The 15295-nt window shown below is 53.8% G+C and carries 12 protein-coding genes; 11 read left to right on the top strand and 1 reads right to left on the bottom strand.

Annotated elements, in window-relative coordinates:
• Positions 1-25 precede the first annotated feature (25 nt).
• The 4 genes from ACEPST_RS02835 (at position 26) to ACEPST_RS02820 (ending at position 4650) form a co-directional block, all read left to right on the top strand.
• On the top strand, positions 26-1360 hold the full coding sequence (locus ACEPST_RS02835; protein WP_204121567.1) for a dihydrolipoyl dehydrogenase family protein: 1335 nt from the start codon (positions 26-28) through the stop codon (positions 1358-1360).
• Between the two features lie 851 nt (positions 1361-2211).
• Positions 2212-2400 (top strand): hypothetical protein, encoded by a 189-nt coding sequence (locus tag ACEPST_RS02830; RefSeq protein ID WP_204121566.1) that lies wholly within the window; start codon positions 2212-2214, stop codon positions 2398-2400.
• A 100-nt stretch (positions 2401-2500) separates the two neighbouring features.
• On the top strand, positions 2501-3682 hold the full coding sequence (locus ACEPST_RS02825) for a cation:proton antiporter (protein ID WP_204121565.1): 1182 nt from the start codon (positions 2501-2503) through the stop codon (positions 3680-3682).
• A gap of 506 nt (positions 3683-4188) precedes the next feature.
• Positions 4189-4650, top strand: coding sequence for a hypothetical protein (locus ACEPST_RS02820; protein ID WP_204121564.1), 462 nt, complete (start codon positions 4189-4191; stop codon positions 4648-4650).
• A gap of 53 nt (positions 4651-4703) precedes the next feature.
• Here ACEPST_RS02820 and helD read toward each other — a convergent pair whose 3' ends face one another.
• Positions 4704-7010, bottom strand: a complete 2307-nt coding sequence (helD, locus tag ACEPST_RS02815) for an RNA polymerase recycling motor HelD (RefSeq protein WP_204121563.1) — start codon at positions 7008-7010, stop codon at positions 4704-4706.
• Positions 7011-7946: 936 nt separating this feature from the next.
• Between helD and ACEPST_RS02810 the strand changes: the two genes are divergently transcribed.
• From ACEPST_RS02810 to ACEPST_RS02780, 7 genes are all read left to right on the top strand, one after another.
• Complete coding sequence (locus tag ACEPST_RS02810) at positions 7947-8897, top strand: alcohol dehydrogenase catalytic domain-containing protein (RefSeq protein ID WP_204121562.1); 951 nt, start codon at positions 7947-7949, stop codon at positions 8895-8897.
• Between the two features lie 434 nt (positions 8898-9331).
• Positions 9332-10351, top strand: coding sequence for a tryptophan--tRNA ligase (gene trpS, locus ACEPST_RS02805; RefSeq protein WP_204121561.1), 1020 nt, complete (start codon positions 9332-9334; stop codon positions 10349-10351).
• A gap of 20 nt (positions 10352-10371) precedes the next feature.
• A complete protein-coding gene (locus ACEPST_RS02800; RefSeq protein WP_125765446.1) occupies positions 10372-11292 on the top strand; it encodes a Ppx/GppA family phosphatase in 921 nt (306 codons plus the stop codon).
• 11 nt (positions 11293-11303) lie between these two features.
• A complete protein-coding gene (locus ACEPST_RS02795; RefSeq protein ID WP_204121560.1) occupies positions 11304-12566 on the top strand; it encodes a hydroxymethylglutaryl-CoA reductase, degradative in 1263 nt (420 codons plus the stop codon).
• Between the two features lie 15 nt (positions 12567-12581).
• Entirely contained in the window at positions 12582-13547 is a 966-nt protein-coding gene (locus ACEPST_RS02790; RefSeq protein WP_204121559.1) for an IpaB/EvcA family protein, read from the top strand.
• A 706-nt stretch (positions 13548-14253) separates the two neighbouring features.
• On the top strand, positions 14254-14958 hold the full coding sequence (locus tag ACEPST_RS02785) for an NAD-dependent protein deacylase (protein WP_203646715.1): 705 nt from the start codon (positions 14254-14256) through the stop codon (positions 14956-14958).
• A 4-nt stretch (positions 14959-14962) separates the two neighbouring features.
• Entirely contained in the window at positions 14963-15289 is a 327-nt protein-coding gene (locus tag ACEPST_RS02780) for a hypothetical protein (RefSeq protein WP_125765450.1), read from the top strand.
• Positions 15290-15295 lie beyond the last annotated feature (6 nt).

The following is a 15295-nucleotide window of genomic DNA, read 5'->3' as shown; positions in this document are numbered from 1 at the left end:
TCAACACGAAATGGAGGCGTCTGACATGCAAGAATTTGATGTTGTCATCATCGGTGGCGGGCCCGGTGGCCTAGCCGCAGCTTATGGGTTACACGCGCGGGGGCTGAACGTTGCTGTGGTGGAAAAGGACCTGTGGGGTGGCACCTGTCCCAACCGGGGATGTGACCCGAAGAAGATTTTGATGGCCGCGGTGGAAGCTCAGGGGCGCAGTGAAGCGCTCCAGGGCCACGGCCTCACCAGTGTGCCCCAGTTGGATTGGCCAGCCTTAATGGCCACTAAGCGGGCATACACGGCCAAAATTCCAAGTGGCACCCAGGGCGGGTTACAGTCCGCTGGTATCGCTAACTTTCACGGCACCGCCAGCTTTAACGCCGACGGCACGCTGACCGTAGGGGAGACCCAGCTGACCGCGACGAACTGGATCATTGCGACCGGTCAAGAACCCCATTTGCCCGCTATCAAGGGACAGGAGTGGTTGCGGACCAGCAATGACTTCCTGGACCTGGACAATCTTCCGGCAGACATCACGTTGATGGGCGCTGGGTTTGTCGGCGTTGAGCTGGCAGCCATTGCGAACGCTGCGGGTAGTCGCGTCCACCTGGTGCATCACAGCGACCGGCCATTACGGGCCTTCGACGGTGACCTGGTCACGGACTTATTGGCCCGGTTAACCGCTGAGGGGGTCGATGTTAAATTAAACACCGACATCACCGAGGTAACGCCAGCGGATGACCAATACCGCATCACGACGTCTACGGGTGAGAGCTGGACGTCAGACTTAGTTTTTGCCACGGCTGGCCGGACGCCGGTCATCGCGGACCTGCACCTGGAACGAATTGACGTGGTCACCAGTCGGCACGGCATCAAGGTCAATGGCCAGCTCCAGACGACCAACCACCACGTGTTTGCCATCGGCGACGTGGTCGACCGGCCACAACCTAAGTTGACACCGGTTGCCGGCTTTGAAGGCCAGTACCTGGCGGATACCCTGGCAACGGGGGATGCGGCGGCTATCGTCTACCCGGCGATTCCGTCCGTCGTTTACGGCAAAACGCAACTGGCCCAGGTGGGTGTCACGACCGCTGAAGCGGCGACGGCACCCGACAAGTATCACGTCACGGGCCTGGATTTGACGCACTGGTACAGTTACCAGCGGATTCAGGACCCGGCGGCGCGGATCAAAGTCGTGGTCAATCAGATTAGCGGTGACATTGTGGGCGCGACGATTCTTAGCAGCGAGGCCGAGCAGGTGATTAACTACCTGGATTTTGTGATTCAAAACCACATGACTACGGCGGATATCAACCGGATGATCACGGCTTATCCAACGCTAGCTTCAGACCTCACTTACTTCAATTAAGCGGGGAAAATGGGTGTTTTGCAGCGCCTCCGGGCTGGTGAAAACTGGGTCTGGTCGCGTCCGTTCCCGGCGGCGCGCTCAAGGTGCCCTGCTGTGGGGCCGGTTTTAGCCGAAGGGCGGGCTTCCGCCTCAACTTTGAGCCTGGGAAACGGTCTCAAAGGTTGTCCCGTGAACTAGGCTGGCAAAAAACGCCAGCCAAGGTCACCGACACAGCCGGGCGCCTTGGCGCGCCTCTGGTCACTCCCACGACCGGCCCAGTTTTCCCAGCCCTGCGGCTGACACGGGTTTAGCCCGCTGAATTGTGAGCAGCCGGTCTGAGTTGTTGGCTTTGGCTATTTGGGTAATCATCACCTAAGTTAGGCTACTTACTAGGTTTCTGGTTTTGCCTCTGGTTACTTCTCTACGACATGCCTAGTTTATTTGAGTTGTCATAAAAATATTGGTTCAATTACTTCTGTTGTTGTGAAGTGGTTGGGCCTTTTTGTGGTTGACTTGGGATTAGCTGTTCAGCAGTTGAAGTAATCATTTAGAAAATAGTTGTCCAGTGTCAATGACCAGAGATGGATCAAGTTGACCGGCTGTGTCGGTGGTCTTAACTGAGCGGTTTTCTCAGTTTAGACCACGGGACGACCTTTGAGACCGGTTCTTGGGCTCAAAGGCGAGGCGGCGGACCGTCTCTTAGGCCGCCACCGGTCGGTCCCCACAGCAGGGCAGCTTGAATCCGCCGCCGGGAACGAACTGCCAAATCCATTTTCAGATTGCGCGGTTACCCAAGTAACTGAATGGTTAGTGGCCACTACCCTTTCGTGAGCGTGGTACACTGGCGGCAATTCCAAGAGGGGGACTGGCTAATGTGGGGGTTAGAACGAGAAAAGCGCGTGTGCAGTTTTCTATTTAGTTGGTTTTTGTTGCTGCCCGCGACGAGTTGGCTACTGACTTATCCGCGGCAATCCGCTGTGGATTTGACGGCGGAGGGGCTAGCTATTTTGTGGGGATTGCTGGTTTTAGGCTGGTCTTGCCGGCCACAACATCAGGCATAGCTTACGCAAGCACCACCAAAAAGTTTCCGGTGGTGCTTTTGTGTTGCCCAAATGTGGCGTATGATAGAATTTATTAAATTTTATTGAAGGAGGGATCCGCGTGGCATTTCTAGGAACGTTGTGTTTAATCCTGGTACTGACGACGCTGGCGGGAAACTTAGCGAACCGCCTGGGCGTTCCAGCAGTTATCGGGGAGTTGCTAGTAGGTATCATCGTCGGACCGGCATTGCTAAACTGGGTACAGCTCAACAGCTTAGTTAGTTTATTTGCCGATATCGGGGTGGTAATTTTGATGTTTCTCGGGGGGCTGGAGAGCAATCTGCAGTTACTGATGAAATATCTGCGCCCGGCCATTGTGGTGGCAACCTCTGGCGTCATTTTTCCGGTGACACTAATGGGGCTGACGTCTTGGTGGTGGGGCTTTACACCGTTGGAATCCCTCTTTATCGGGGTGATTTTCTCCGCCACGTCCGTTTCCATTTCGGTCGCGGTGTTGAAGGAATATCACGCCCTGACGACGCGGGAGGGCGCCACGATTCTGGGGGCGGCCGTGGCCGACGACATTATTGGCGTGGTGCTTCTGTCCTTAATGATCAGCCTGTTGGCGAGTCAGGGCATCGAGACGGCCGGGAGTCAGCCAGCGCTGGCCTTGGTCTTGGTGGAACAGGTCGCGTTCTTTGGCGGCACGTACATCCTGGTCAAATGGGTGGCCCCATACTTAATGCATTTGAGCGAACGCCTGGTGATGGCTTCCAGTGTGACCATCATGTCGATGGTCATCTGCTTAGGCATGGCTTGGATTGCTAATTTGGTCGGTCTGAGCGGGGCGATTGGCGCCTTTTTTGCCGGCATCGCGGTGGCCCATACGCCATACCGCGCCGTGTTGGCTGACCACGTGGAACCATTGGGTAATGCCATTTTCATTCCGGTCTTCTTCGTGAGTGTCGGGTTAAATATGACGCTAAACCATTTAGCGGATAACTTAGGCATCATCGCAATCTTAACAGTGCTGGCTTGTGTAACCAAGTTAATTGGTTGTGGCTTGGGTGCCCGGATGAGCGGGTTTAGCAAGGGCAGCAGTACCGTGATTGGCACCGGCATGATTGCCCGGGGCGAAATGGGGTTGATCACCGCTCAGATTGGCCATCAAGCCGGTCTACTCGGTGGTAGCGACTACTCCGCCATGATTCTGGTCATTATTTTAGCCACCGTCATCGCCCCCTTGTTATTGAAACAGGCATTGAAACATATGCCAGAGGGTCAGCTGGAACGGGCGGTCTAACAGGATAGTTGAATAAGTTCGTTAAAGGCCCTGCCAAATTCGCGAAGAATTTAGCAGGGCCTTTTTAGGGTTAAGCGAGCCAAGATGGCGGCAATATTGCCATGAATGCCAGTCAATTAACAAGGCTGAGCAACCCAATCAGAATACAAGGTCGCGTAAAAGCCAGTTTGCTGGATTGGGGGTTCTACGGCCAGTCTGAGTGACCAGAGGTGGATCAAGGTTCCCTGCTGTGTCGGTGGTCTTGGCTGAGTGATTTGCTCAGCCTTAGACCACGGGACGACCTTGGAAACTCACGCTTTTTAGTGAGGTTTCAAGGCGAGGTGGAAGACCGCTTCTCAGTCTGGAACCGACCCCATAGCAGGCCGACTTGAGCCCACCGCCGGGAACGACAAAGAAACCAGCCATAGAAACCCCCAGTCCAGTGAAAGACTTGCTTTATCGGGGGGGAACGCGTAAATTTAGAGAAAGCTAGACGCAGCGCGGAACATTTCACGGGAGGAATAATCATGAAGAAACCCTATTTTTTAATCGGATTGGCAGCCGTCACCCTCGGCTTAACGGCAAACAACGTGTCGTCAGCCCAAGCGGCGACGTGGCACGCGGGGACGCCCAAGGTTTTGCGCCACACCTGGTTTTACAACGGTAAGGACGACAACAAGGCCTACATCACCTACAGCAAGTCAAAGAGTACGGGGAATCTATTTGGCTATGACAGCACCAGCGAACGCTACTACCGGCTGCCCGGGTATGGCTTGAAAAAACTGAAATACCAATCCTTAGGCAAACATGTTTACCGGTTATCCGGCATTCAGTATTCACCTAAGGGCAGTCAGGTCCAGTTTGATGGTCAGCGCATGACGTACAAGGTCAAGGTGACCAAGCAACAATTGCACTTCTACAAGGGGTATAAAAATTATGTTCGCAAGGCGACCTTCGCCACGATGAAGGCACCAGCCGGCTTATCATAGGTAAAAATAAAGTCTCACCAACAATTTCTGCTGGTGAGACTTTTTAATTTCAGTTAATTTTGAAATTCGTGTTCGATCGTTAGGTCTGACGCGGGAATCTTGTTGGAGGCAATCAGCGGGGAGGCCGCGCCGATGCACAGCAGGGTCAGATGGTGCATGGCCCGCGACGCAATCGTATAGAGCGTCCCGGTCAGCTGTTCATCGGGATAGTTCTCCGCGGACACGTTGTAGGCGATGACACTGTCGAACTCGAGGCCCTTAGCCAAGTAGATTGGCAGGACGACGATGCCCTTCGGCAGGGAACGGTCGGTGTCCGTCAGCCGCGTGATATCGAAGTCGCGGTGAAGCTCCTGGTAAACGTACTTGGCCTCCGCCGTGCTCTTGGTCAAAATGGCTACGGTGCCGTTGGTCGCGAGCTCTAATTTCAGCTCGTGGGCCAATGCCTTGAAGGCCGCCGCGGCATCGTAACGAATGATGACCTTCGGCAGGTCGCCCGGCCGGTTGAAGGCCTCAATCTGGTCACCATCGGGCAGGAGCGCCTTGGCAAACGTGGTGATGGGCAGCGTTGAACGGTAGGACCGCCGCAACGTGATCAGTCGAGACCGCTTGACGTTCAACGCGGCGTCCAACTTTTTCAAAATGGCTTCCGGTGCTTCCACGGCCTTGAACAGGGCCTGTTCACTATCGCCCAACAGGGTGAGCTTGGCCCGTGGGAAGGCGTGTTGCAGGTAAATCAGTTGGGCCATCGAATAATCCTGCATCTCATCGACAAACAGGTGTTGCATCCGGTGGTTGGCCCCGCCACCCGCGAGAATGTCCCGCAGGTAAAGCAACGGTGCCGCATCGGTCAGCGCCAGCCGGTGAAATTCGATGTCGTGCTGGTAGGCATCGACGACCGTTTGCCAGTCGGCAGCGGAAACGTCGTCCGGTAGCGGACATTGCTCCAGAAACGCCGTGTACTGGCTGTAGGCGTCCAAAAAGTAGCCGTTGTAAATGGCATCGTCGACCGAGCGCAAGCGCCGCCGAACAATTTGGCGGGCAATAAAGTCAATTTCATCGTCCAACTGTTCGAATTGGCCGAGGTGCTTTTCACCCAACAGATTGTGGTAATCTTCATCGCTGAGTTGGTCGATGGTATCGCGGACCCAGTCTTCCTTGGCCTCATCGGCAATGCGGTGCTTGAGCCGCTTTTCCAGGGCGTTCTTCGTCCGGAGTAGGCGGTCGGCCGGCGCCGTGGCGTCTGGGAATTGGCTGTAAATATCGCGAATTTCTTCCTTACTGAAGAAAACGCGACTCTTGAAGCGAATGTCCGTGAATTTCAAATCGGCGGGCGAACACTGGTAACAGTAGTCCTTGACCGCCGTCATCATGGCCGCGCTCTCCCGGAAATTGCGTAGGGGCAGGTTGACCGGTGTTTCCTGGTCGGCTTCGTAGCGTTCAAATTGCGTTTGCACGTTGAGTCCCTGGAACCGTTGCGTCAGAAATTCTGCCAACGTGACCTGCCGCATGTTCCGCTCACCCAGGCTGGGGAGCACGTCGCTGATGTAGTGACTGAACAGACGGTTAGGCGAGAACAGCACAATCTGGTCAGCCTCTAAGTCGCGCCGGCTGTGGTACAGCAAGAAGGCGATTCGCTGTAAAATGGCGGACGTCTTGCCGGAACCCGCCACCCCTTGGACCACCAGGAGGTCGCTCTTGGTATCGCGGATGATGTCGTTTTGTTCTCGCTGAATGGTCGCCACGATGTTTTGCATGGTGGCGTCGTTTTGCTCGCCCAAGGCATGCTGAAGCATCTCGTCACCCACGGTCTCGTTGGTGTCGAACATGCTCTCGATTTGACCATTTTGAATCAAAAATTGCCGTTTCTTTAAGAGGTCGGTCTGTTGGTCGCCGGCTGGCGTGCTGTAGGCGACCTTCCCCAACACCCCGTTGTAGTAGATACTGGAAATGGGCGCGCGCCAGTCGTAGACCAAGAAGTTCTGGTCATCGTCGACAAACGAGGCGGTCCCAATGTAGAGGGATTCGGACTGCGTTTCGCCCGGATCCTGGATGTCAATGCGACCAAAGTAAGGGGACTTCTGGAGTTCCTTAAAGGTATCCAATTGGTCTTGAATAATGTTTTGGTTTTCAGTCAGCCGGGAGACCAGCGCCCGTTGCTGTTGCAGTTCAGCACTGGTTTCGATTCGGTCATCGACTTCAAACCAGTTGACCGAGGTGTTTTCACTATAATTCTGCAGGACGTTGCGCAATTCTTGGTGCGCGGCGTTGTAATCCGCATCGGTCTTCGCGATGCGCTTACCAATTTCATTTGCCACGCGGTCGACGCGCTGTTGTTCCTGTGCTTCTTCGCTGGTGGTCAAACTGACCGCCTCCTTTTGCTAGGCTAAAGTGCCTAACAAGTTTAGTCATATTCCCCGGCCGTGTCAATCAATCCCACTTCGATTGTCGCCTTTTTTCTTTTGGTCTTTGGTTTCGCCCTTCCGGGTGGTTCAAAATAGGCCGGAACGCTGTGGGGAGGATGCCTCGAGCCTGAGGAGCGGTCTCGGGACTTGCTTTGAGCCTCAAAGGTCGAGTCTCAAAGTCACCATTTCCTGAGGTTCCCTCAGGAAATCCCGCGGCTGAGCCTATTTTGAACCACCCTGCAGGGCTGACGGTGGTGGAGGTTGGCGGCAATCGGAGTGGAATTGGGCTGACGCTTTATCTTTTTTCGGCTGACAGTGGGGGGTGTGGGCGGACGACCGGAGCCAAAGGTCGGTCTCCGGTCTTGCTTTGAGCCTCGAAAGGCGAGTCTCAAAGTCACCAATTCTCTAAGTGGCTAAGCCCGCCACTAAGAGAATTTCCACGGCTGAGTCTATTTAGCCCCGCCCTGCGGCTGACGGTGGCGGAGATTGGCGACATCGGAGTGGGATTTGGCTGATACTTTGTTCTCCTCCAGGTGGATGTGTTTGGGAGGACGCCCCGAGCCTGTGAAGCGGTCTCGGGACTTGCTTTGAGCCTCAAAGGTCGAGTCTCAAAGTCACCATTTCCTGAGGTACCCTCAGGAAATCCCACGGCTGAGCCTATTTTGAAACACCCTGCAGGGCTGACGGTGGCGGGGGATGGCGATAATCGGAGTGGGATTGGGCTGACACTTTGTGTTTTTGCAATTTATTTACTGGCTTGTCAATTTCCTGGATTATAAGTTATCCTTACTATGTAAGCGCTTTTATGATACGATTATCTTGTTCCATTAGTTTTACATTTTGTGGTACATAAGCATTGTTGTCGTTTCTCTGAGATTGGAAAGGATGATTTGAATGCAAGGCTGGCAATTTACGAAGACGCATGAACCACTGCAATTGGTTGAGGTCGCTGATCCTGTTGCGGCGGCTGGGCAAGTTGTGATTGACATCAAGGCTTCGGGGTTGTGTCATACTGACGTGACCATCATTGATGACCCCGGGTGGATGGATTTAATTCAGCCGCCAGTTATTTTGGGTCACGAGTGTGCGGGCGTGATTGCATCCGTCGGCACGGGTGTGACTAAATTTAAACCAGGTGACCGGGTTGGGGTTTGCCCCATTGATCCGGACACGCAAGTCTCAATCGGCGGGGTCGTTGACGGGGCTTACGCCAACAAACTTGTTGTTCCGCAAACCGAGCTGATTCCGTTACCCGACAATGTGTCCTTTATCGATGGTGCCGCGGCAACTGATGCCGGCATGACGTCTCACCGAGCTATCTTTGGCGTCGGTGGTGCGAAGGCGGGGATGAAGGTTGGTATCGTTGGCATTGGTGGCATCGGTGACTTCGGTGCCCAGCTCGCGATTGCGGCGGGTTGTGACGTCTATGCTGCTGACCCGAAGCCAGCCGCTAAGAAGATGGCTGAGGCGATGGGCTGCAAGGGCATCTTCGACGATGTTAGTGAGATGAAAGATATCGCACCAGACCTTATCGTTGACTTCGCAGGCTTCGACAGCACCACGAGTCACGCCCTGTCCGTTGTCGCACCCGGTGGCAAGGTCGTCGTGGTGGGGATGGGGATTCTCCATTCAACCATCAGCACCTGGGATTTGATTATGAAACGCGCTCAGGTCGTCGGTAGCATGGGCGGTGACAGCTCAGACATTGCCTTTTGCTACGACGCGCTGTCCAAAGGCCAGGTCAAGCCAACGTTGTCGACCATCGACTTCAGTAAAATTGATGAGGGGCTGGAAACGTTGCGTCAAGGTGGCGTGACCGGTCGGCTGATTGCCACGCAAGACTAGCTAATTTGAATTTTGAAATCATCATCGGCGGTTAAATGCTGGTGGTGATTTTTAAGTTATCAGGAATTGTTTTGGCGTGTAAGCTGGGACAAATAATTCACGTAAGTCAGCCCAAGTGGGGGCGTAATCGCCAACGCTTTCAGTATAAAAATCTTTGTGGAAGTTACCAGTTTACTTTACCCGAAAAAACCTCTAAAATAAGGAAATAGAACTTGATAAAAGTAGGCCAATATTAGAGAAAAACCGCTCGTGCTGAAACGGTTTTACGGCCCAAATGGGTCAAGCAAGTTTCATTTAATCGATAATTAATTATCGCGGTGTCGCCGTTATTGACGAGAGTGGTGGTCCCAACGACCACAAATTAGGTGGTACCGCGCACGAGCGTCCTATTGGCAATTGGCCAGTAGGGCGCTTTTTCAGAAAGGAAGAACAAAATGAGTAAAAAACACGTTATTTTAACTGGAGACCGACCAACAGGTAAGCTACATATTGGGCATTACGTGGGGTCATTGAAGAACCGGGTCGCTTTGCAAAACACCGGTGATTACGACACTTATATCATGATTGCGGACATGCAGGCCCTGACCGACAACGCCCGAGATCCCGAAAAAATTCGCCACAGTTTGTTACAAGTTGCTTTGGACTACCTGGCCGTGGGTATCGACCCTGCCAAGTCCACGATTCTGGTGCAATCCCAGATTCCTGCCTTGAACGAGCTGACCATGGCTTACTTGAACCTGGTTTCCGTTTCCCGTTTGAACCGGAACCCAACCGTTAAGACGGAAATTAAGCAAAAGGCCTTTGGTGAAAGTGTGCCGGCTGGTTTCTTCATTTACCCAGTTAGCCAAGCCGCTGATATCACGGCGTTCAAGGCCGACACGGTTCCTGTTGGGGAAGACCAAGAACCCATGTTGGAACAAACCCGCGAAATTGTGCGGAGCTTCAACAATATCTACCAACAAGAGATTCTAGTCGAACCTGAAGGCTACTTCCCACCTAAGGGCCAAGGCCGGATCCCTGGCTTGGATGGCAACGCCAAGATGAGCAAGTCCCTCGACAACGCCATTTACCTGGGCGACAGCGCCGATGAGATTCAAAAGAAAATCATGTCCATGTACACGGACCCAGAACACATTCACATCGAAGATCCTGGCCATATCGAAGGCAACACTGTGTTCACTTACCTCGACATTTTTGCCGACGACCATGAACACGTTGAAGAATTAAAGGCCCAATACCAACACGGTGGCCTGGGTGACGTGAAGATCAAGCGGTACCTGAACGAAGTCTTACAAGCCAAATTACAACCAATCCGCGAACGCCGTGAAGCCTTCGCAGCTGATGAGGGCGCCGTTTACGACATCCTCAAGCAGGGGAGCGAAAAGGCTAACCAAGTTGCCGCTCAGACCTTACGTGAAGTTCGGCACGCGATTGGCATCGATTACTTCGGTTAGATTGAAACGGGGGATGAACAATGCAAAACTTAGCCATTGTTGATTTGGGCTCTAACTCGGTCCGGATGGCCGTTAACGAACTGCATGACGACGGTACGTACCGCGAAGTCAACCGCATCAAGGCTGACAGCCGTTTGTCAGAGGGGATGGGTCCCGAAAAGATCCTCCAACCGAAGGCGATGGACCGCACGATTGCGGCGTTGAAGTCGTTTCGACCGTACTATGAGCAATTACCCCATTTAATTGTTAGGGGAATTGCGACAGCGGCCGTGCGCCAAGCCCGCAACCGCGACGAATTCTTGAAACGCGTCGCGGCGGCCACAAACATTGAATTAGAAGTGTTGTCCGGGGACCAGGAAGCCTACTACGACTACCTGGGCGCGGTCAACCGGTTAAAAATTAAGGATTGTCTGTTGCTGGATACCGGTGGGGCCAGCTGTGAACTGGTTCACGTCAAGGATGGCCGCGATGCTAACCTGATTAGCGTGCCGTTTGGTGCTGTTAACCTGTCGGAACAATTTCGGCTCGATGACCGGGTTACGGCGGTAGACTTGTTCTCCGCCCAGGTTTTCCTCCGGGAACGGCTCCAAGATATTTGGTGGCTCAATGATGCCAAACACCTGCCACTGGTGCTCCTGGGTGGTGCCAACCGGACACTAGCCCGGATGAACCGCCAGCAGCAAAAGATTTTGCACGTCGAAAATATTCACGGGTATCGACTCACCACGGGTCAAGTCATGAAGACGTTTGAACGGTTACTGCGCGTGCCTTTGCGGGAACGCAAGCGAATCTCTGGCCTAGAGACGGAGCGGGCTGATATTATTATCGGGGGGATGTTGCCCCTGGTCACGCTGCTCCAAATGCTGGATTCTGACCGGGTCATTTTCTCTGAAAGTGGCGTCCGGGAAGGCATCATCTCCGAGTACCTGAGTCAACGTTAGGAGGGACATCAATGAGCCAACCACCATTTTACCGGCTACCCTATGAGGCGCGCCGGGACCAAATTGCCAGCCAAAGCCATTTGACGGTCGACCAGTTAGTTGAGCTGACCGCCCACCGACAGGCGACCGACGAGAATTTAATTGAAAATTATCTCACGACGTACGGTCTGCCCGAGGGGGTGGCCGTGAACCTGACCGTCGATGGCCGCCCGGTGACGGTGCCAATGGTGACCGAGGAACCCTCAGTCATCGCGGCAGCGAGCAATGGTGGCCGGCTATTGGCCAGCCCAACGGGAATCAGTACCCAGGTTACCCAGCGAGAATTGATGGGACAAATCGTTTTCAGTCACGTCATTGATGCCAGTGATTTAGTGAAATGGTTGACGGCTAACCGCAAGCGACTCCTTAACGTTGCCGATGCGGCGCACCCCAGCCTGATTACCCACGGGGGTGGCGCTAGCAGTCTGCGGATTCGCCAGCTCCCGCCTGATTGGGTATTGTTGGACGTCTTCATTGACGTGGGGGAGGCCATGGGAGCAAACCTGGTCAATACCATGACGGAAGCCGTGGCGGCGGACATCAAGGCCCATCGCGACGAGGATATTTTAATGAGTATTCTCAGTAATTACGCGACGCACAGCCTGGTGACCGCGACCTGCGAGGTACCAGTCGACCAACTGAAAACGTCCACGATTGCCGGGGCTGCAGTGGCCCAACGCATCGTTGAGGCCAGTGACCTGGCTCAGGTCGATCCGTACCGCGCCGTGACCCACAACAAGGGCATCATGAACGGTATCGATGCCGTCGTCCTGGCCATGGGTAACGACTGGCGGGCCGTTGAGAGCGGCGTTCACGCCTATGCTAGCCGTAATGGTCAGTATCAGGGGCTCAGCCAATGGTCAATCGTTGATGGCAAATTACGCGGCGAGTTGACGCTTCCCTTGGCCTTAGGCTTTGTGGGCGGCGCAACGCGCGTGTTGCCGCTGGTCAAGGTGAACCAACAGATTGCGCACGTGACGAGTGCTCGTGAACTCATGGGCATCACCGCGGCAGTCGGACTCGCCCAGAACGTGGCGGCATTGCGGGCCTTAGTGACCGATGGCATTCAACGCGGTCACATGTCCTTGCAACGCAAGTCGTTGGCCCTATCCGTCGGGGCGACCCCCGCGGAGCTACCTGAGGTGATGCACCGTTTAGCGACCATCACCCAGCCAACTATGGCGCAGGCCCAAGCGGCCCTAACCGCCGTTCGTCAAGCAAATTTAAAGGAATAGGTGAAAACAAACAGTATGCAAGCAAAAGATGTCAAATTAAATAAAGAGGTTCAAAGCCTGTTAGATCAAGTTAACGCTATCTATCCAGGTAAGGTTGAAGTCCAATTTATTGGGGAACTGCAAGCCGGTTTCGTCCGGCATGACCAGGCCCAACAGATGCAAATGGGCAAGGATATTGCCATTCAAGTGGCCGATTTGACCGCGCCAAACTACACGGCCTCACATGAACTGCTCCATTTGTTAATGATTCTATCCGGGTTCCCGCAAGTCTTCTTCTCCTTGACGACCGGTCAACCCCAACTCGACGAACAACTGATGATCATGGGCACCGAGCTCTATGATATCGTCAGCCACGAAGTCGTGGTCAGTGAACAGCGCAAGCACCATTTAATCGACGACAACATCAAGGATTTATACTTGAAAGGGGTCACGGCAACCATTAAGCCAGAACCTAACCCAGTTGATGATGAAATGACGTTGCGGACGTTGACCTTGCTGGATGCGTTGGTCTTCTTCGGGACCGACGACCAAGACCTGATGGCACAGTTCACCAAGGACTATCCGATCAGTTTCGCCGCCGCACAAAAGTTGTATAAAGTTATCACGGAAAAGCCAGTCGACTCGCCATTTAGTCTGCGCCGGAACGTGGTCAAACTATTCAAGGCCTTCGATGCCCAACTGGAAGCCTGGAACTTACCAGCCCTGCACAACACTGAGTTCACAACGTTGACCAGTGTCTTGTCCAAGCGACAATTAAGCTTACAGGTCAAGCAAATCTTTGAGCTGTACCACTCAGACATGCACGAAAAGACCACGCAACGCCGTGGCTACGTTGGTTTCAATCACGCCGACGAGCAAAACGCGTTCGTGCTCCCAGCACCAGCACCTAAGGACGATACGCCAGAGTACTTCACGAAGATTTACAGCATGACGGTCGAAGAGCTCTTCAAGCAACTCAAGATGCCATACATCTTACGGTAGTTGCTAGGGTGCGCCTTACCGGGGGGGGCAAAATGAGACCGGAACGCTGGGGCGGACGTCCCAAGCCTGAGAAGCGGTCTTGGGACTTACTTTGAGCCTCCAAGAGCGAGTCTCAAAGATACCAGTTCTCTAGGCGGCACGGCCGCCAAGAGAACTCCCACGGCTGGGCTCATTTTGCCCGCCCTCACGGCTGACACTGGCGTATCCCGCGACAGTAGGATGAATGGTGTTTGTGTGAGGTTGATGGTCAGTTGTCAGATAGTAGTTGGACTCATTTAGCTAGATGTATTTGAACTTTACGAAAAGGATCCGCGACAATCAGATGAAACCGGCATACAATGAGAGCGAAATCTGTTTAGGATTCGATTGTTTCGTGCAAACGTTAATCATTGTGGCATGAAGAATGAGTATTGAAATAAATGCAGTTGCGATAAGACTGATAAACTGAAGTAATGTTAACTTAGATGGACCATGTCAGTGACCAGAGGTGGGACAAGGCGACCAGCTGTGTCGGTGGTCTTGGCTGGAGTCCTTTTCCAGCCTAGAGCACGGGACGACCTGAGAGACTGGTGGTTTTCCAGGCTTTCAGGCGAGGTGAAGGACCGCTTCTCAGGCCGGAACCGTGCCCCACAGCAGGGCACCTTGAGCCCACCGCCGGGAACGGCACAGGTCCATCTAAGTTAAGGATTAAGAAGGGATGATGGGGATGGAAGCGAGCTTGCAAGCAACCTTTGATGACGCCAAATACATCGTGTTTCTAACCGGTGCAGGCGTCTCGACGCCGTCGGGGATTCCGGATTACCGGTCGAAAAACGGCCTGTATACGGGACACCGCAACGCCGAGTATTACCTGAGTCACGCCTGCCTGGTACAGGAGCCAGAGGTCTTTTATGATTATGTGAAACAAAACCTGTACTACCCAGACGCCAAACCCAACGTCATTCATGAAAAACAGGCGGCCTTGACCCAGCAGGACCGGGCGATGGTCATCACACAAAACATTGATAACCTGTACAACGTGGCGCACACTAAGCATTTGGTGGAATTTCACGGCAACATGTATCAGGTTCACTGTCAGCTCTGCGGGGCGAAGGTCGACTGGCAAGATTACTTGCAGGACCCGCACCACGACGCTGACGGTGGCTGGTTACGACCGGACGTCGTGCTTTACGACGAGGGCCTCAACGAGCTGAATATTCAGCGGTCAGTTGCCGCGATGGGCCAGGCCGATTTGGTCGTGATTGTCGGGACCTCCATGCGGGTTTACCCGTTTGCCGGGCTCCTAGATTACCGCAATCAGCAGGCCAAGGTGGTCGTGGTCAACCAAGAGCGCTTGGATTTAGGCTTTGACTACACGATGGTTCAGGCGGACGCTACTGAGTTCTTCAATGAACTCCAAGTTCGGGGGTAAGCCGATGACGCATCAAGAAGTAATCCATCAACTACACGGGCTGGTGAGGCGTTTGCGTTGGTTAAACGTGCTCCAGCTGATTCCAGATACGCTGGTCATCTATGGGATTCTCCAGTTGGCCTTTAGCGGGCAAATCGTCACGCTGTTTGAGGCGAGTTTTTCCCGTAACCAAGCGGTTCTCGTGACGGTGCTCTTTGCGCTGATCGACCTTTGTGTGACCGGGATTCGCTACAACGATCGGGTTGCGGGGAAGCGCCTGATCAGTCAGCTGAGCGGGCGCCTGACTACCCCTGAAGCCGAATTGATTAAGAAGTTTGAACGTTTTAAGTAAGGAGTG

The sequence above is a fragment of the Levilactobacillus sp. FUA 3915 genome, from assembly GCF_044053135.1.
Lineage (GTDB): Bacteria > Bacillota > Bacilli > Lactobacillales > Lactobacillaceae > Levilactobacillus > Levilactobacillus lanxiensis.
Note: the sequence above shows the minus strand (reverse complement) of the source record. Positions and strands in the feature narration are given on the sequence as shown.